We start from the raw sequence: 17,662 nt of genomic DNA, 5'->3' as shown, positions 1-17,662 counted from the left end.
AACGGTTGAAAAATTGATGGACTTCGAATTCGTGTGCTATCGAAACTGATTAGGGAACTGGGAAAGAGAATCAGGAATAACTGGCCGGTGGTTTCCTTGTGATACCTTCAGACAGAAATGTTGCCACCTGACTGAGATATCGGCTTCTGCCCACCAGGTATTTCGATACATCAACAGGGCTTGACGTGCCAGTATGTAGAAACGGGTACCTCGACAAAATCGGAATATGCTTTTCTGATCTGGTCGTCCAAAGTAGCCGATCAATTCGCCCTTCCCAACGTCTGGAGGAAGGTGTTGAACTGGAAATGAATCCATTCAAGATCTTGTCGTACTCCAGTGATTGGTTCTTTGTGAATCTGAAATCAGGGGCTAAAGAGTACAGTTTATCTGATGAATAGATTCTATTCTTTAGGCGATCAGTAACCTTTCCTGAAAGTTCAGGAAAAATTGAAAGAAACGCTTCTGGGCTGACTGGAATAAGGTTTGATTTGCTACCAATTCTTTCAACGGTCATGTCGAACAGCTCGGCCCAGCTTGTAGTTTCGGGTGAGACAACTTGAACTGTTTGTCCGCTCGATCGTGGGTTGCTTATCAAGTTGATTATGGCGCGACCTAGATCACGAGAATCAGTGATTGAGGTACTAGCCTCCAGTATCTCATTACAGATTGGAACGGGTGCCCCGAGTTTCAGACGATTGAGGATCTCATGACTCTCGTATTGGCCGAGCGGGAATCTGCTCTCTGAGTAGGTAATGTAAGGGCGAACGATCGTGAAGTTTTGATCGTAACTCTGAGCCAGAGCAGGCAATGCAAGCTCGCACTGAATCTTTTTCATCGCGTAGGTCCACCCTGTTTCAATCACGGGCGAATCCTCGGTTATGGGGCTGTCCAATTCCCCTGAGTCAGATACCGAAGCAGATGATAGAAATACGTAATGAGAGCTCGAACCTTTGATTCTCTCCAGCGTTGACGCGACTTGAGAAACATCAAATGACAGGAGGTCGATAGTGAAATCAAAATGTCTGTCAGAAAGAAATCGCTCAAAGTCTAAAGAATTTGACCAATCAAGAGCCATATGTTCCACATTAGTTGGGAGCCCGCTTTGCACAGGAACTCTACGACTTATAGTGGTCACCTTGTGTCCCATGGTGGCGGCTTCAGCGCAAAGAGATCTCCCAATAATTCCCGTCCCGCCAAGAACAAGTAGTGAATACTCCTTGCGTGGCGCTGCGGAGAAACTCATCTCCTGAGGGCTTTCTTCACGGCTTTCTTGACGTCAGGGGGCAGGAATTGTGCGATTCGCTGTTCAAGCGAGCGATGCGTGTTTGCCCTATGAACGATTTCAACCCCGTCTGAGTCATCTTGCATAGTAGTAAATATCTCAAGTAGAACCGGGACATCACTCTCTCCCAGGAAATCAGAGATTGAGGCGTGAAATTCCTCCTTTGTTCGGGCAGAGAGATAGCTCCATCCTGAACTTTCAGCCCAACCGCGTGCGGAACCCCAATGTCCAGCGGCAGCGATATGCTCGTTTGCTGCGTCGCCGAAGTATCTGTTTGCAGAATGACTGTATGTTCTGAATTCTCCTCCACCGCTGTTATTTACTAGAACAATGCGCGCGTTGCCCCTGACGTGTCTTATACCAATGGAGTTCATGTCGTAGAAAAAGGCTAAGTCACCGATTACCAAAACGCAAAGTTGATCAGTAGCCGAACTGTGCCCAATGAAAGTAGAAAGGCAACCATCGATGCCAAAGGCCGCGACGTTTGAATAGCAAGAAATAGTTCGATCAAGTTGAAAGAAAGACCAATTTCTCAGCGCACTCAAAATCGCAAAATGCATGACAGAGTGAGATGGGATCAATGGTGAGAGAACTCCAGCTATATACGCATGGGAAAGTGGAAGCTCTGTGGGGACAACTCGGCGAGCATTAGCTTTTTCCCAAAGCATCCGGTAGGAATCAATGCCTGACGTTTCTGTAAGCGACGAATAGTGGTCGAAGAAGTAGGACTCTGGCATTTGAAATACTGCAGAAAGGGATTGGTAGGTGTCAACAACGGAGCCATCACTGTTAACCCGCCAATGGACAGGTCTAGCTCTCTTCAAAAAACCATCTATATCGTACTCGCCGATCTGTTCGCCAATGGTGATTAGTAAATCCGGCTCATAAAATTTTCTGTCTGTGGAAGGTATCCCTCGGACAATTAGGCTTCCGTTGGCCGCGCCTGCGCCATGATAGTTAGATAGGTGATTTGTGTACACGACAGCGCCGTAGGACTCAACAAATCTCTCCAGAGAAGATTGTTCCAACGGAGAAAAGGGATGGTGTGCGCCCACGAGAACCAGGATTTTTGCGTTGTTGAGTTGAGGCATATCTTCGCTGTGGGCATTGTAATGGCGAATTTCCTTTACTTGCGGCAGATGTGTAACGCTACCTTCCCAGTGCTCAGCAATCGGAACATTAATGTGAACCGGTCCAGAACCATTGAAATGGAGACCAATAAGCGCCTCGTTGATTAACCGTTCGCAATACCAAGCGTCTTGTTGCTCCTCAACTACGGGGAGCTGAACGGAGACCTTCGCTGAGTCGGAGGGTATAGACATCTGCCGGATGGCTTGCATCGTACCTTGACCGATCAGGCTCTCGTGAAAGTCAGCAGTTATAACGACAAGAGGAACCTTGCGATAAAAGGCTTCGGTCATGCCCGGGATGTAGTTTCGAGTAGCTTGCGCGCTTGTGGAACTCATTGCAACTGGCTGCCCGGTCGCGAGTGATATTCCGATCGCAAAGTATGCAGCGCTTCTTTCGTCCACAACGGAGTAGCAAGTGAAGAAAGGGTCTAGCTCCACGCTCCTAACGAATGCCATGTTTCTACTACCTGGAGAAATCACAACGTGCGAAATTCCATGGGCCTTGAGCAGAGCAACGAGCAACTGAACATTTTTTTGCGCGGCGTACACTATATTTCCTCAATGTATTCAAATTATCGGTGCGAAGAGGCAAATCAATTGCAATGAGTATACTTGTTGCCTATTTCTTTTTTCTCGGAAAAAGAAGCGAGAGGTCTCGACCAAGCTGACGGAAACGAGTCATACCCCCAGGAATGACTAGGGTCCCACCAATGAAGATTGTAAGGACGGAGAGTCCAATGAGCAGCGAGGAGAGAAAGGAAGGATCTTCAATGGTCTGTCCCAGAAGGAATCCCGCCGCATATGAGCAGTAGCCTGGAATCAGTAGACGCAAACCCTCTTTGAAGAACGTCATCGATGGCCAGTCTGCGACCTTTCGAAACCATAACAACGCCAAAGGCCAGGTTATTGTCAAGCCTATGGATACTGCTGCTGAAACTGCTTCGAGGCTAATAAACGAAGCGAGTATAATGAGAAGGATCGTGATTGGCTTAGTGACAAGATTGAGCAAAATTAGTTGCCAGCCGTGGTTCCCGATAATTGTTCTCCAGTAATTGATATTCGAAAATACGCCAGCCATGCCCCCCACTGCAAGAACCTGGAAAAAGGACGTGCTAATTTGCCAATCTGGGCCAAGTATCGTGGGTATTAACCAATTCGCGATTGATCCCGAGACGGAAAATGCCAATATTGCGAAGAAACCTAATCCAAACTGTATTCGTAGCATTACTGAATCGGTGTCGCGGCCCTCGCGAGATGCTCGGTTAATCACAGGAAGCACGACTTGTGTCAGTGGAGAAATGAGCTTCGCGCCAGGGATCGAATAGAGCTGAAAAGCGCGATCGTAGAAACCCACGGCAGAAGCTTGCCAACGTGCCCCGATAACTAGGGTGTCTGCATTCGATGACAAATAAGTCAAGAATTGTGCCAGGCCAAACGCAGCTCCGTCTTTCATCACCCCGGAAGATGTGATCTCTCGCTTCGGCGGGCTGGGACGCCAAGCAGATATTGCCTTGTAGCTGAGAAGTAAAAGTATCGAGCCGACCAAGTTAGATATAACTATTGACCAATACTCAAGGCCGAAAACTGCTGCAAGAATCGCTGTGAACAATACAATTACCTGCACTGAAACATCAGCAACGTTTAGCCGCAGAAACTTCATGGATCGAGATACCTGAACCTTGAATTGTGTGGCCAGGCCTCCGAATAGCAGCAATGGGGACAGGGCTGGCACGACTAACCAAAGACGTTCATCACGGTATAGAGCAACAATCAGTGGCGTCGAACACAGAAGAAGTAACGCTGTAGAGAGCCCGAGAATCGCGTTCAACCAGAAGAGATTTGATGCCTCTTGCTGCGTGAGGGAAGGGCGTTGGAGACCGATCGTGGACATCCCGAAGTCTCGGATTAGATCTCCAAGTGCAAGAAAGACGGTCACCATTGCCACCAGACCGAAATCAGTCGGTGAAAGTAGCCTGGATAGAATAACTAAGGACGTGAACTGAACCAGTATCTTTAAGGTTTGCCCAAGGAGGGTAATTGCCGCGCCATGAATCCCAGTCCTCCTTGCCTCAGACACCTGCTTCTCCCTTGTGAGCAGTCTCCCCAGAATTCATCTGTGCTTCGCGTATCGAAAACAAGAACTCAGGAATCTGTTTCTTTATCGGCCCGAAATTCTTTGCCGATATAACCGACAGCTTCACTGAGGAAGCGATCAAAATTTGATCTGAGTCTATCGAGCTCATTCTCGAAGTCTTGACGATGGACAACGACCTTTCTTGCTGAAGGAAGGTCGGAAACAGTTTCAAACTCTAGCCCAAAGAGACGAGATAAGGTGTCGAACCTAGAGTTCATGGAGAATTCGTCTTTTCTGGGAACGACCATGAGTGAGGTGTCAAATAGGAGGGAGAATGTCGCTGCGTGAAACGAGTCAGTTATCACTACCGACGCTCGGTCGATGAGGGCGAGAAAGTCCTGTGGTCCCGCATGAAAACACTTCTTAAAGCGCTCGTCCATTAGAATAACTATTACAAAGCCTTTGCGGCTAGCATATTCCCTAATCTCGCTCAACACACTTTCTTCGTGTTTTCCGAGGAGGTAAACAAGGACGAAGTGGGATGAAGGCACCAGGCGGTGATCGGAAACCGCTCGCCAGGTTGAGATTGGAACGCTAAGTGTCGGGTCAATTAGGACATCAGGTGCCACGCCAATCAAATCATTGACTAGGCGTGAACCGGAAAACTCACGGACCGAGATAAATTTGAACTTTGCCAGTTCAGTCTGCGCGGTAGTTAATCGATTGGATGGAAGCTCCTCAACGCCAAAGCTCGCAGAAAGCGAGACTCGGGGCATGTTCTGGTCCAAGAAGCTACCATACTCCGCGCCATCAAAATCGATGTGATAGGGGTTCCAAATTTGGTCACTTCCGAATACGTACAGGGAGTAGTCTCCAGAAATCCGGTTGAGGTGTCTCTTTGACCAAATGCGTTGCTTCCGGATCACGGCGTCGAATGCTTTGAACGAACGGTACTTTCGGGAAGCCGCATTGAGAAATCTCAAACTGTGTAGGCGATCTAAAATGATGTCTCTCAGCACCTGCCTCGGGTATCGCCTTCGAAGAATTAGAGTTTCCGGCGTGTATCCAAGTCCCAGTAGCTTAGTATGCACTGCATAGTTCTGAAGCCGGTTGCCGTAATTGAAAAGACCATATGGTGTCACCACAGCGATGCGGTGGCTTGTTCTTGGCATCTTGAACTGTCCTTTTGCCTGATTAATTGAAATTCTCTCACCGCGAATGACGGTGAACCTATGCAGATCTATCGGTGTGCAAAGCACTCGGTGAGCGCGAGCCTATAAGCAGCGAGCGCTTAGCTGATTCCAGCGAGGTCTGCGGTGCTGATGTGGTTCTCGTTTCGAACGCTATAGACGGGCTGGGCCTGTAACTCGTCGAGTCAGCCGGCAGCAATGACAGAGTCACACCAAGTACAAACGACATGTATCCAAAGGGTGACTCCATTATGACTCCGCCGAGACCTGCGATAATTGTCCCTATTGTGAGTGCTAAGCCGACAGCGTTTAGGCCTCGGATTCTCGTTGATTGGCAGATGGCATGGGCTATCAAGATTATCAAGGCAATAACGATAATTCCCACCCCTAAATACCCATAAAAACCAAGCCAGGTAAAAATGAAGCTATGAGCCGCACGGACTGATTCATCGCCGGAAAGGTGGGCGACTGCTCCGCTATTCCAGACGGGTTCTCCCCCTGGTCCTGTCCCAAACCACCAGAGCTGATCCGAAGATGAAACATACTCTGCCATCTTGCTCCAAGCCATTGTGCGTGCATTCCACGTGTTTGTGGCGGAGATCTGCTCTGCGCTGCCTGAACTCACAAGCCTTGTGATCCCGACCATCCATGACGGCGGGGATTGGAGAAGCCAGGCTATGGCGGGAGCTGCTGCGGCTAATGTGATCAGCGCGATGACCAGTCCGCCGACACGTTTTTGTTTTGACTTTGGGCGTTCACGAAGGATGAGAGCAATGAAGAGAGCGGTTGCACCTGCAAATAGTCCCGCTCTACTGCTGCCTGCGAATAACACGATGACTGATCCGGCGATTAGTGTTTTACGGAGGAAACCGGGAAGAGACCTATTGGCCAAATACACCGCCACAGATGCGCCGACTAGGACAAGATCAAAATCGTTTCTTCTTGTGAATATTGGAAGTCCAAAAGGTCCGTTAACAGCTATTGGCTGGAGTAAGCCCATTACAGATGGGGCGAACCAAACCAGATGGAGAACACAGGCAACTGTTAGAAGCTGAAGGACGGTTCGTCTTTTCACCTGTCTTAACGAGAAGTAAAGCAAAGGAATTAGAGAAATATAGACGAGCGGCGCGAGATCGCGGGCTGCCGTCGAAACTTCGCTGAATTCAGTCGCAATAAGTCGAAAAATTACAAAGAAGAACAGTACTGAAGACACCCACTTTATTGAAGGTGGCAATCTTCGTCCCGCGTCCACTGAACCCCTACCATGGAGTAGCATGCCCATTAACCCAAGAGCAATTAGGGCGTCAGGAAGAAACAAGTTCAGGCTATGGATGCCGATGTAACTTCCCCAGCGTCCGGCAGCAATCGGGATTAGCAACCCGATGAGAACCAAGACTGGTCCGATTGGAGTCCTTTCTATAGCATGCTTCTCGTGTTCAAACATCCGGGTCTTCATCTACTTTTCTAAATAATCAGCATCGGACCGCATTGCCCTTTTGTAGATGCTGACCAGTTCCAGGGCAAGCGCCTCAGCGGTGAAGTTTTCTTCCCATTTCCTGTGGCACAGAACCGCGAGCTTGTCGTACTCTTCGGCAGTAAGTTGACTCAGTTTTCGGGCGAGGCGGGGTAGATCTTCGATATCTTTCGCATCAAGGGATATGTCATTCGAAATACCGGAGACTATCTCGGTCAGCCCCCCAGAATTCGAAACTATTGCCGGGGTGCCGGCTCCTAAAGACTCGGCTGCAACTCGACCAAAAGGCTCTACCCACAGTGAAGGAACCAATACTGCCAAGGAAGTTGCCATTCGTTCCCCTAATGCGGTTTGAGTGAGGGCCGGAGTGCAGGAGATGTTCTCAGATGCGTTAATCAGTCTTGCATCTTCAGGTTCAAGGGGGCCGGTACCAATTATTTCAAGTTTCAGATCCTTGTGCTGAGAAAATTCTCGAATCAATTTACTGATGCCCTTTTCCGGAGTCGGGCGACCGACAAACAGAAAAACTTCATTTCGATCTGCCCTGGACACAGGCTTCTCGGAGCGGCCTCGGACGGGATTGGCTTTGACAGTGAGGTGACCATGCTCCCTATCTTGCGGCAGCATGGGACGCATGGAATCGCTTAGCAAAATGGTTGTGCGTGGAGGGAAGTATTGGCTGGCCCGGTGCTCTCGTCGAGCGAAACTCAGCGCTGCAAGCGAATCCAGACGACTGTCTCTGTAGCATGCGTTAATTACGCCTGACCATCCCGATCGTGCGCTTACGCAATCCGTGCAAACTGAACTATTACGGAAACAGGTTCCCGCGAGGCACCTCAGTCGGTGATTCCGCAGGGTTCTCACCCATGGCGTGCGAGAGCGCGAAAGGATATTGATAGTCTCCCCCCCGAATAGCGGAAAAAGATTCTGGGCATGTACGATATCTGGTTTGAATTCCCGTAACTTAGCAGCGACCATTCTGGGGCCGATTTTTGGGGAGTGAATCTCGAGCGCAAAACGGTGTTTACCGAGTCTTGTAAGTATGTCAGCATTATTTATGGTTATGAGTTCGACTTCGTGCCCGAGGTTCCGAAGAGACGATGCATCGCTCCTTACTGAGAAGAACTCTCCCCCTCGCAACATATAGTCGTTGTGAATCATTAGAATTCTCATAGTTTTTCCCCATACCAGTGAGCGATACTCAGCTTAAGTCTTTTGCTGGACCAATTGGGTCTTCCCTGGCCGGATGGGCGACTGGAAAGCGGGATTGTTTCATCCGTCGTTGCAGCGTGTCGTTGAGGAGGATTGGCCTCCACTATGAGCCCAGCTTCGCCAGTCAGTGTGTGCGGACCGCCGAACTTATGCGCAACCATCCAAAAGCCTGAGATGACGGCCTCAATTGCTATCCGAAAGGCAGTGTCCTGGAGACTAGGAATCATAGGCAACTTTGAATTACGAAACCGTGCAAGCAGTTCATCCCTGCTTAGTTTCTCACTGACTTTAGTTCGCTGATCTTGATGATCGACTCTGAGTACTTGCCATCCTGCGCCTCGTTCACCATTTCTCTCTGAGGCGCACGGAGGGGCCACCAAGGCTTCCGGTCTAAGTTCTTCCGTGCTCATGAAGCTTCACTCATTCACGGTGGTGGTGGGGGGGGGCATTGGCGGTGCATGAGCCCGACTATGTGCGCATCGAAGTTGTAATGGCGCCTAATATGGTGCTTCGGGGCTTCGTTGGGATTTGAATCTTCACCGCTCATTGTAGGGCTTTCGCCGCAACGCAACCTTTAGGAACCTAGCGTTACCAAATACATATCGGCGCCAGAGCCGCCGGGGCTCGACAGCCCATCGAAATAGCCACTCAAGACCAGAGTTCTGGAGCCAAGCTGGCGCCTCCCTGACGGTCCCGGCCATAAAATCGAATGCTGCCCCGACACCTGCGCTTGGTATGCCTAGGCGACAACTGAGTTCCGCACCGACGTGGTCTTGCTTGGGGGTGCCTAAGCCTATCCAGATCACGGAGGGATTCGCGAGACGAACTTCCTCAGCACAAGAGTCTAGAAACTGTCTGTCCACGGGACCGAATGGCGGCGAATAGGAGCCTGCCACTGTAATCAACGGATACTTCTCCTTGATGCGCAGCATAAGGAGTTCCAAGGCTTGAGGCGAGCCGCCAAGAAAAAAATGACTCACTTCGGTATGTTTCTGTCCTTCATCTAGGGCTGCAGCGAAGAATGACGGCCCTCGCACACGCGATGCACTGAGACTCATCTTCCGGCTTGAGTTGAGGAACCATACAACGGGTGTGCCATCGGGAAAGTTCACGCCGCTGGACTGCAATAGCAGTCCATACTCACGGTTGGTATCCGCCAGAGCCACGCAATATGCATTGGTGAATCTGATGCTTGTTCCGAGTCGGTTGTGGATCGCTTCGTCAAAAAACCATCTCAATGCGTGGCGCATGTTGGTCACCTGAAACGGAACGTCACCTACCCAGCGAATTTCGCCTGGCCCTAATGCTTGCAATTTGCTCCTTCGTTCCGCTGCAAGCCTAATGTGTTTTCAAGGGGCAGGCTTAAGCCTTCTCAAAGAAAAAGACGGCAAAGCAAATTGCAATTGTGGCCTCCAGATGTTTTCAGGCTACTTCTGGTCGTTGCTAGTATCACGCCCAAGCCCTCTTGAAATGCTACTCACCCTGCTTACGTTTCCTATGGATCGAACTGGCGACGAGGAGCCCGCCGCCGACGAGGGCGAGTGATCCGCCGCCGACCCAGATCCACAGTGCCTGGTTCGAGTCTGAGCCGCCGACAGCGAGCTCGGAGGCGCTCGCTGAACCACCAGGAGTAGCCACGGTAATCTTCCAGGTTCGCGTCCACCCAGTGCCAAAAGCGGCGGCGGTGAGGTTGTAGGTGCCCACCGCGTTGGTCGGCAGGGTCACCTTCGCGGTGAGCGCACCCTGAAGAGTGGCGTTGAGCACCCTGCTCTGAGTGTCAATCGCGGTGCGGAACGACGCGATTGTGGCACCCGACTCCGCGTTCTCGCCGTTCAATGTGAAGCTCACCGGTTGATTGCCAGCGAAAGACCCGTCGGGAAACCCGAGCGTCACCGTGCCGCCCGGAGCAATCGACGCGGGGGGTGCCTGGTAGGAATCGTCTGCGGGGTAGCCCTCGCCAACCGCCTGCGCCATCGCCGGAGCCGTCAGGAGCGCCGCCGCCGCGAGTGCCAGCGTCGCGAGTGCGCGCTTCAGAAAGCGTGAATTCATGTGTGTTCCCCCAGCAAGAGTGCATATGTCGAGCAAAACCGCGTGTCGGCATTACACATACTCCGCCTAACGATACACGAGGCCTAACAGAGGCGGCCGGCAGGGTCGGTACCGGTGTGCTGGAAGGTTGGGGTCTGATGCCAGGCCAGCTCTGCCCCCGCGTGGTCGAATGCGAGATACTCGAGCTCGAGCACGCTGCTCTGCCCGGGCGCGAGCCGCGGATTCCAGGTGGCAAGCGAGCGTTCGAAGGCGAACTCCGACGAGCCCGGCCCCTCGGTTGCCCCGTCGAACGTCATTCGCTGCAGTTCGAAGCCCGGTGGTGCGTACACCTGCGCGATCGTCAGGATGTCTCCCTTGGGCATATCGACGAACCAGCCGCCGCCCGTGATGTAGTCGGGCAGCGTCGCCCCCGCATCGGCCGGAGCCGTGTTTGTGAGTGTGACGCGCAGTGTGACGCGCGGATCCACCGCGTCTACCGGGCAGCCGCCAGAGACGACCTCGACACTGCTTGCGAGGTAGTAGTCCATCTTCGAGCCGGTGCCGTCGTTGAGCAGCATCGCGAACCGCGCCTCGCCTGGCGTGCTCTGCGGCAGCGTGCCGGCAATCTGGCTGCCCGCGATAATGGCCTGTTCCGACTTAATGCTGCTCCACACCTTCACCCGGTTCTCCTGGGTGGCGGTCGCCAGCGCGCTGATCAGCGCGACCGGGTCGTAGCCGCCCGAGGCCACCGCGTCGAACACCTGGGCGGCCGCATCTGCAAACACTAGGTCTTGCATGGCCGGATCGGGGTAAGAGATGTAGACATCGTGGAGGAGAAACTGCACCGCGTTGTCGCTCGAGAGGGTCTCGCCGCTGGCCAGGGTGATGGCGCCGGTGGCCCCGAGGATGCCCGCGAGCGTGAACGGGTCAAGTGCGATCACGGCCTGCGGCCGGGTGCCGAACTGCCTCTCCCACATGGTGACCGCGAGTTCGCCCGAGAGAGGAAACTCGGGTGCGTAGGTGACGTTCTGTATCCATAGTGCCGGCCGATCCCCATAAATGCCGCGGATTTCGGGAGGCAGCGTCATGACCGGTTCGTCGAACCTTGGGAAGTCGCGGGTGGAGGCCTGCTGGGTGAGCGAGATCGCGCCCTGGTCGGTGTGCACGAGCGCCAGCGCCCCGGGAATGCCGACCGTCGAGCGCAGCTCGGCGTTGTTCAGAAAGAGCAGCAGCGTATCGCGCGGGCCGTCGGCGCCGAGCAGCGCGGGCACCAGCTGTGTGGCGCCGTGCACCGCGTGCACGCCACTCGAGACCGGAGCCAGCTGGGCGGCGAACTCGTCGACTGCCTCGGCGAGCGGTCGCAGCAGCGCATCGGTGTCGATGCCGGCCATCGCCGCCTCGACCTCGGTGATGCGCGCGGCGGCGTCTGCGGCCACGGGCTGCATCGCGAGCAGGGGGGCCGGGTCGAGTCGGCCATCGACCGGCTTCAGCGCGGCCTCGAGTTTCGAGGCCGGCTCGATCAGGGGCACCCCGATCTCGCGCACCACCGCGTCAAGCGAGTCGGCGGTGATGCGGAACGCGGCGAGGTTGGGCCCGAGGCCCGGCACGATCTCGGCCGCGCGCCAGATCGGGTCGGAGGTGAGGCCAGCGGCCCGCTCGGTGTGTGCGCCCGTCTCTGCGAGCGATGCGGCAGCCGCAGCGGGGTCTGCGGTGAGCTGTTCGCCGATGCTTGTGACCGCGGCGCGGGCCGTCTGCACCTCTTGGTAGGCGAGCCACCCGCGGATCCCGATCCACGCCGCAATTGCGACGAGGGTCGCGAGCAGACCGACGATGATCCACACCCACGTGCGGCGGCCTCTGCGGCGCGGCCTCGTGCGCAGGGGCTGGGCGGCTGGGGCGGCAGTCGTGTCGGTCATCACTCCCAGGGTACTCACTCGCAGGCGCTCAGCCGAAGGTGCCGAGCAGCAGCATGCCCACCCCGGTGGCGTTGAACACGAAGTGCACGCCGATCGCGGTGCCCAGGCGGCCGGTGAAGGCGGCCAGTGCGCCGCACGCGAGCCCCGCGGCGAAGGTCACGGATGCGGTGACCAGCGGCCACCCGCCCGGGTTTAGCGCCACATGCCCGGCCGCGAAGAGCGCCGCGACGAACACCACCGCGACCGCCGTGGCCGTGCCGCGGTGCGCGCCCGCCCGGGTGAAGCCGCGCGCCGCGAGCGGCTGCAGCACGCCGCGAAACACCCACTCCTCTACCACCGGCGAGAGCAGCAGCGGCACCCAGATCATCCAGATCCACTGCGCCGGCACCAATTGCCCGTCGAACTGCACCAGGCCCGGCATGGCGAACCCGCCGGCCGCGAGGGCCTCGAGCCCCACCGCGACACTGCGCAGGGCCATGCCGAAGAGCAACGCGTAGGCGAGGTCGATCGCCGCGAAGCGGGGGAGCAGCATGAGCTTCGTGGGATCCGCCCCCAGATTGTGGGCGACGCGCGGCGCGGGCGCGGCGGGGGAGGAATCGATCACGGTGCCCAGCCTAGCGAGCGTAACTTTCGCGAAATAGGAAGTTCATTGAATGCCGCTAGACTACTCGTCGGTGTGCCCGTGTCGGGCGCTCGGCAGGAGGGGGGCCTGGTGCGGATCGTTATGGTGTGCACGGGCAACCTGTGCCGGTCTCCGCTGGGCGAGCAGGTGCTGCGCGCCAAGCTCGCGCACCTGCCGGCCGCCACTTCTGGGCGACTCGTGATCGAGAGCGCCGGCACGCACGCCGAAACCGGACAGTCGATGCCTGAACCCGCGGCGAGGTGGAGCGCGCGCCTCGGCGGCGAACCCGCCGGCCACGGCAGCCGGTACCTCGGCGAGGCCGTGTTGCAGGGTGCCTCGCTCGTGCTGGGCATGGAACGCGAGCACCGAGCCCGGATCGTGGCGCTCGCCCCCGCACTGCTGCGGCGCACGTTCACACTGCGCGAGTTTGCTCGCCTCGCCGCCCACTTCGACGATGAGGCGCTCGCGCGCGCCGTCGACGGCCCGTTCGTTACCGCAGACCCCGAGTCGCGGCTCACCGCGGTGCTCGGGCTGCTCTCCGACGCCCGCGGCATGACCCCGCCACCCGGCGACCCCGCCGAAGACGACGTTGTCGACCCGTATCTGCGCAGCGAAAAAACCTACGCCCTCTCTGCCGAGCAGATGCAGCCGGGCCTTGACGCCGTCGCCCGCGTGCTCTCACTTCCGGTGCTATGGCAGGATTGACGCAGGCTGGCGCAGGGCGCCTGGCACATCGACTTGCGGGGCTCGACCCCGCTCAAGGGGGAGGTCGCACGCATGGAACTGCGTGACTACATTCGCGTGCTGCGCAAGAACTGGCTACTCATCGTGGTGATCACACTCATCGGTGTGGGGGCGGCTGCGGCATATTCGCTCACCCGCACCCCGCTCTACGAATCGACGAGCAAGGTCTTCGTCTCGGCGCAGGGCACCTCGTCGGTGGCCGAGCTGCAGCAGGGCAACACCTTTACGCAGGCCCGCGTCTCGACCTACGTCAGTCTCGTCTCGACGCAGACGGTGCTCGTGCCCGTGATCGGCGAGCTGGAGCTCAACACCAGCAGCGAAGAGCTGGCGGCGAAGGTCAGCGCCTCGGCCGCGCTGAACACCCTGATCATCAACATCACTGTCTCGGATTCCGACCCGGTGCTCGCCGCCGAACTTGCCGACGCGATCGCCGAGAGCCTGGCCGTGACGGTCGAGGCGATCGAGCGCCCGGCGGGCTCGGAGGTGTCGCCGGTGCGGCTCACGCAGGTGCAGCAGGCGCAGGTGGCGAGTGCCCCGGCCAGCCCCAACGTGCCGGTGAACCTCGCGCTCGGCCTGCTCGTCGGCCTCGCCCTGAGCGTCGGCATCGCCGTGCTGCGCGAGGTGCTCGACACCCGCGTGCGCAACGAGCGCGACGTGCGCGAGATCACCGAGTCACCGATCCTGGGCGGCATTGCCTTCGACCCGAAGGCGAAGGAACGCCCGCTCATCGTGCAAGAGGATCCGCGGTCGCCGCGCTCCGAATCGTTCCGGGCGCTGCGTACTAACCTGCAGTTCATCGATCTCGACGGCCGCAAGAGCTTCGTCGTGACCAGCTCGATCCAGTCGGAGGGCAAGTCGACCACCGCCGCGAACCTCGCGGTCGCGATGGCCGACGCGGGCCTGAAGGTCATGCTCGTCGACGCCGACATGCGTCGCCCCAAGCTTGCCTCGTACCTCGACCTCGAGGGTGGTGCCGGGCTCTCTGACGTGCTGGCCGGGCGCGCGCAGCTCGCCGACGTCGTGCAGCGCTGGGGGCGGCAGACGCTCTACGTGCTGCTCGCCGGCACCGTGCCGCCGAACCCGAGCGAGTTGCTCGGTTCGAAGGCCATGACCCAGCTCATTGGCGATCTCGAGAGCGCGTTCGACGTGGTGCTGTTTGACATGCCGCCGCTGCTTCCCGTTACAGATGCCGCGGTCGTGGCGAAGGCCGCCGGTGGCGCGATCGTGGTGGTGGGCGTGGGTCGCACCACCCGGCATCAGCTGGAGGGCGCGATCGGAAGCCTCGAGCAGGCCGGTGCGAAGGTTGCGGGGCTCGTGCTCTCGATGATTCCGACCAAGGGGCCCGACTCGTATGGCTACGGCCGCTACGGGTACGGCCACTACGGGTACGGGTACACCGCGGCCGCCGAGCCGAAGGGCCGCCGGGGGCGCCGAAGTAAGGCACCGGCAGCGTCGTAACGCCGCGTTCTGCACGAACACACTGACTGCGCAAACACACTGGGGGAGAGGCTGCAATGGGGCGAGCACGCGTGCAATTTGCGCTGAAGCCGCTGCTCACGTGGGCAGGCGTGGTGGTGCTTGCCGTCGTGGTCTTCGCCCTCGTGATGGCCTCGCTGCAGCTGGGTGCTGCTGCCGGCGAGCAGCCGGAGCGTCGCCCGGTGGATCTGGCCGTCGAACTGGTCGACCCCGAACCCGTGCCCACGGAGGAGCCACCCGCCCTTCCTGAACTCAGCCCCTCGATGGCATCGCTCAGCCTCGCCGACGAGACGGTGCTGTGGCGGGCCGCCGCGGCCACCTGCACCGTTGGGGCGGCTGCGGCCACCCCGGTGGCGATGGAGCGTTCAGACGATGCGCAGACCTGGGCGGCCGTCACCCCCGCAGGCATCGACGTGCGCGAGGTGCTGTGGCTGCAGGCCATCAACGCCGCCACCGCCGAGGCCGTCGTGCGCGTCGGCCCCGAGTGCGAGACTCAGGTGCTGCGCACCTTCACCGGTGGCGACTTCTGGCAGGCCTACCCGGCTTCGATCACCGGCGCGGCCGCGGTCGATGCGGTCGCAGGTGTGTTGCTAACCCCGACCGCCGAGTTGCCCCTGCCCTGCGAGGCACCCGCGCGGGCGGTATCCGGGGCACCAGCCGCGGCCCCCGTCGTCGTGTGCGCAGGCCAGGTCGCCCAGTGGATCTCCGGCGTCTGGCAACCGATCGCCCTCGCGAACGTGGTCGCGGCCTCGGCCACCGCTGACGGGGCCCTCGTCACCGCACGCGAAGCCGTGGCCGAGTGTGACGGCGTGCTGCTGCAGCAGTGGGGCGCGGACGGCGCGAACACCGCGCAGCTCTGCACCCCCGGCAGCGGGGTGCTCGCGGTGCAGGCCGCGGGATCCACTGTTTGGATCTGGAGCGACACGGGAATCGAGACCGTGAGCTGGGAATCATGACCGCCGAGCAGGTGAAGACGGCTGGGTCCGCGCTGAACTGGCGTCACCGCTACGCGCGCCGCCTGTTGCTCACCGACCTGCTCGTGCTCTTCTGGGTGGTGTTTGGCACCCAGATCTACTGGTTTGGCGCCGGCAACGCCGACGTTGCGATTCGGGAGGACGGTCGCCTCTCCACTGTCTCGTACTGGCTTTTCTCGACCTGGCTGGTGCTGGCATGGGCGTGGGTGCTCGGCCTCTTCGACTCGCGCGATCACCGCGTCATCGGCTCGGGTTCAGACGAATACAAGCGCATCTTTCACGCGAGCCTGAGGCTTTTCGGCGTCATCGCGATCTTCGCCTTCCTGCTGCGCGTCGACGTGGCCCGCGGCTACCTCCTCATCGCCTTTCCGCTTGGCGTGGTGGCGCTGTGGGCCTCTCGGTGGCTGTGGCGCCAGTGGCTCAGCGCCCAGCGCGAGGTCGGCTCGTACAGCGCGCGGGTGCTGCTGGTGGGGCGATCCACCTCGGTGCTGCGCGTCGCCCGCGATCTCGCGCGCAACCCGTACGCCGGGTACTGGGTGGTCGGGGCCTGCGTGCCCTCGGGGTCGCACGAAGACCTCGAGTCGCTCGGGGTGCCCATCTGGCGCTCGGTCGACGACGTGCAGACCGCGATGGCCCTCACCGGTGCCGACACGGTCGCCGTGACCGGTGCCGAAGAGCTGCCCGCCGAGAAGGTGCGCGAGATCAGCTGGGGGCTCGAGCCGGGCCGGCAACACCTCGTGGTGACGCCCGCGCTTACCGACGTGGGTGGGCCGCGCATCAGCACCAGGCCCGTCGCGGGGCTGCCGCTGATCCACGTCGAAATGCCGCGATTCTCGCGCATCGGGCGCATCATCAAGCGGTTGACGGATCTCGTGTTCACTGGCCTCATCATCGTGCTCGTGTCTCCGATCATGCTTGCGGCGGCGCTCGCCATTCGCCTCACTTCGCCCGGACCCGTGCTGTTTCGGCAGCAGCGGGTGGGGTTTCAGGGCAACACCTTCACCATGCTGAAGTTTCGATCGATGGTGATCGATGCCGAGGCGAAGCTCGCCACGCTGCAGCGCGACGAGACGCTCGGCGAGAACACCGTGCTGTTCAAGATGAAGAACGACCCGCGAGTGACCCCAATCGGGCGGATCATTCGCCGCACCAGCATCGACGAACTGCCGCAGCTGTTCAACGTGTTCGCCGGGCACATGTCGCTGGTTGGGCCACGGCCGCCGCTGCCGAGCGAGGTGGCGCTCTACGACACGCACGTGCACCGCAGATTCCTGGTGAAACCCGGCATCACCGGGCTGTGGCAGGTGAGCGGCCGCTCGAACCTGTCATGGGAGGAGTCGGTGCGGCTCGACCTGTATTACGTCGAGAACTGGTCAATTGCGGGTGACCTCGCAATATTGTGGAAAACCGCGAAGGCCGTCGTGAAGAGCGACGGATCCTACTGATTTCGTCGGTTCATGCGGGCTTAGTCGGGCGATTTCGTAGGTTTATGTTTGCTTCAGCGTGGATGATGCCCCGATTTTTACGCGATGTTAACCTG

14 protein-coding genes are annotated in these 17,662 nt (G+C 58.1%); 4 read left to right on the top strand and 10 right to left on the bottom strand.

What is annotated here, in order from left to right; translation table 11 throughout:
- Nucleotides 1-70 precede the first annotated feature (70 nt).
- From ACTNFK_RS10705 to ACTNFK_RS10660, 10 genes are all read right to left on the bottom strand, one after another.
- Complete coding sequence (locus ACTNFK_RS10705) at nucleotides 71-1,243, bottom strand: NAD-dependent epimerase/dehydratase family protein (RefSeq protein WP_435936814.1); 1,173 nt, start codon at nucleotides 1,241-1,243, stop codon at nucleotides 71-73.
- A complete protein-coding gene (gene menD, locus ACTNFK_RS10700; protein WP_435936813.1) occupies nucleotides 1,240-2,961 on the bottom strand; it encodes a 2-succinyl-5-enolpyruvyl-6-hydroxy-3-cyclohexene-1-carboxylate synthase in 1,722 nt (573 codons plus the stop codon). Before menD ends, ACTNFK_RS10705 begins: the two co-directional genes overlap by 4 nt.
- Before the next feature lie 70 nt (nucleotides 2,962-3,031).
- The gene (locus tag ACTNFK_RS10695) at nucleotides 3,032-4,489 is read right to left on the bottom strand and encodes a lipopolysaccharide biosynthesis protein (protein ID WP_435936812.1); all 1,458 of its coding nucleotides are present in this window, start codon (nucleotides 4,487-4,489) and stop codon (nucleotides 3,032-3,034) included.
- A gap of 65 nt (nucleotides 4,490-4,554) precedes the next feature.
- The gene (locus ACTNFK_RS10690) at nucleotides 4,555-5,658 is read right to left on the bottom strand and encodes a polysaccharide pyruvyl transferase family protein (protein WP_435936811.1); all 1,104 of its coding nucleotides are present in this window, start codon (nucleotides 5,656-5,658) and stop codon (nucleotides 4,555-4,557) included.
- 58 nt (nucleotides 5,659-5,716) lie between these two features.
- A complete protein-coding gene (locus ACTNFK_RS10685) occupies nucleotides 5,717-7,120 on the bottom strand; it encodes a hypothetical protein (protein ID WP_435936810.1) in 1,404 nt (467 codons plus the stop codon).
- Nucleotides 7,121-7,132: 12 nt separating this feature from the next.
- Nucleotides 7,133-7,777 carry a glycosyltransferase gene (locus tag ACTNFK_RS10680; RefSeq protein ID WP_435936809.1) on the bottom strand — a complete coding sequence of 215 codons (645 nt, stop codon included), beginning with the start codon at nucleotides 7,775-7,777 and terminating at the stop codon, nucleotides 7,133-7,135.
- Between the two features lie 1,121 nt (nucleotides 7,778-8,898).
- Entirely contained in the window at nucleotides 8,899-9,675 is a 777-nt protein-coding gene (locus ACTNFK_RS10675) for a WecB/TagA/CpsF family glycosyltransferase (protein WP_504925862.1), read from the bottom strand.
- Nucleotides 9,676-9,835: 160 nt separating this feature from the next.
- The gene (locus tag ACTNFK_RS10670; RefSeq protein WP_435936806.1) at nucleotides 9,836-10,411 is read right to left on the bottom strand and encodes a hypothetical protein; all 576 of its coding nucleotides are present in this window, start codon (nucleotides 10,409-10,411) and stop codon (nucleotides 9,836-9,838) included.
- 83 nt (nucleotides 10,412-10,494) lie between these two features.
- Nucleotides 10,495-12,306 carry a DUF4012 domain-containing protein gene (locus ACTNFK_RS10665; RefSeq protein WP_435936805.1) on the bottom strand — a complete coding sequence of 604 codons (1,812 nt, stop codon included), beginning with the start codon at nucleotides 12,304-12,306 and terminating at the stop codon, nucleotides 10,495-10,497.
- Between the two features lie 28 nt (nucleotides 12,307-12,334).
- On the bottom strand, nucleotides 12,335-12,910 hold the full coding sequence (locus ACTNFK_RS10660; protein ID WP_435936804.1) for a CPBP family glutamic-type intramembrane protease: 576 nt from the start codon (nucleotides 12,908-12,910) through the stop codon (nucleotides 12,335-12,337).
- 45 nt (nucleotides 12,911-12,955) lie between these two features.
- On the opposite strand from ACTNFK_RS10660, the gene ACTNFK_RS10655 reads away from it, so the two are divergent.
- The 4 genes from ACTNFK_RS10655 (at nucleotide 12,956) to ACTNFK_RS10640 (ending at nucleotide 17,567) form a co-directional block, all read left to right on the top strand.
- A complete protein-coding gene (locus ACTNFK_RS10655; protein WP_435936803.1) occupies nucleotides 12,956-13,633 on the top strand; it encodes an arsenate reductase/protein-tyrosine-phosphatase family protein in 678 nt (225 codons plus the stop codon).
- A gap of 72 nt (nucleotides 13,634-13,705) precedes the next feature.
- Nucleotides 13,706-15,130 carry a tyrosine-protein kinase domain-containing protein gene (locus ACTNFK_RS10650; RefSeq protein WP_435936802.1) on the top strand — a complete coding sequence of 475 codons (1,425 nt, stop codon included), beginning with the start codon at nucleotides 13,706-13,708 and terminating at the stop codon, nucleotides 15,128-15,130.
- Between the two features lie 56 nt (nucleotides 15,131-15,186).
- Complete coding sequence (locus tag ACTNFK_RS10645; RefSeq protein ID WP_435936800.1) at nucleotides 15,187-16,104, top strand: hypothetical protein; 918 nt, start codon at nucleotides 15,187-15,189, stop codon at nucleotides 16,102-16,104.
- Entirely contained in the window at nucleotides 16,101-17,567 is a 1,467-nt protein-coding gene (locus tag ACTNFK_RS10640; RefSeq protein ID WP_435936799.1) for a sugar transferase, read from the top strand. Before ACTNFK_RS10645 ends, ACTNFK_RS10640 begins: the two co-directional genes overlap by 4 nt.
- Nucleotides 17,568-17,662 lie beyond the last annotated feature (95 nt).

It is taken from the genome of Leucobacter fengyongliangi (genome assembly GCF_052386045.1).
Note: the sequence above shows the minus strand (reverse complement) of the source record. Positions and strands in the feature narration are given on the sequence as shown.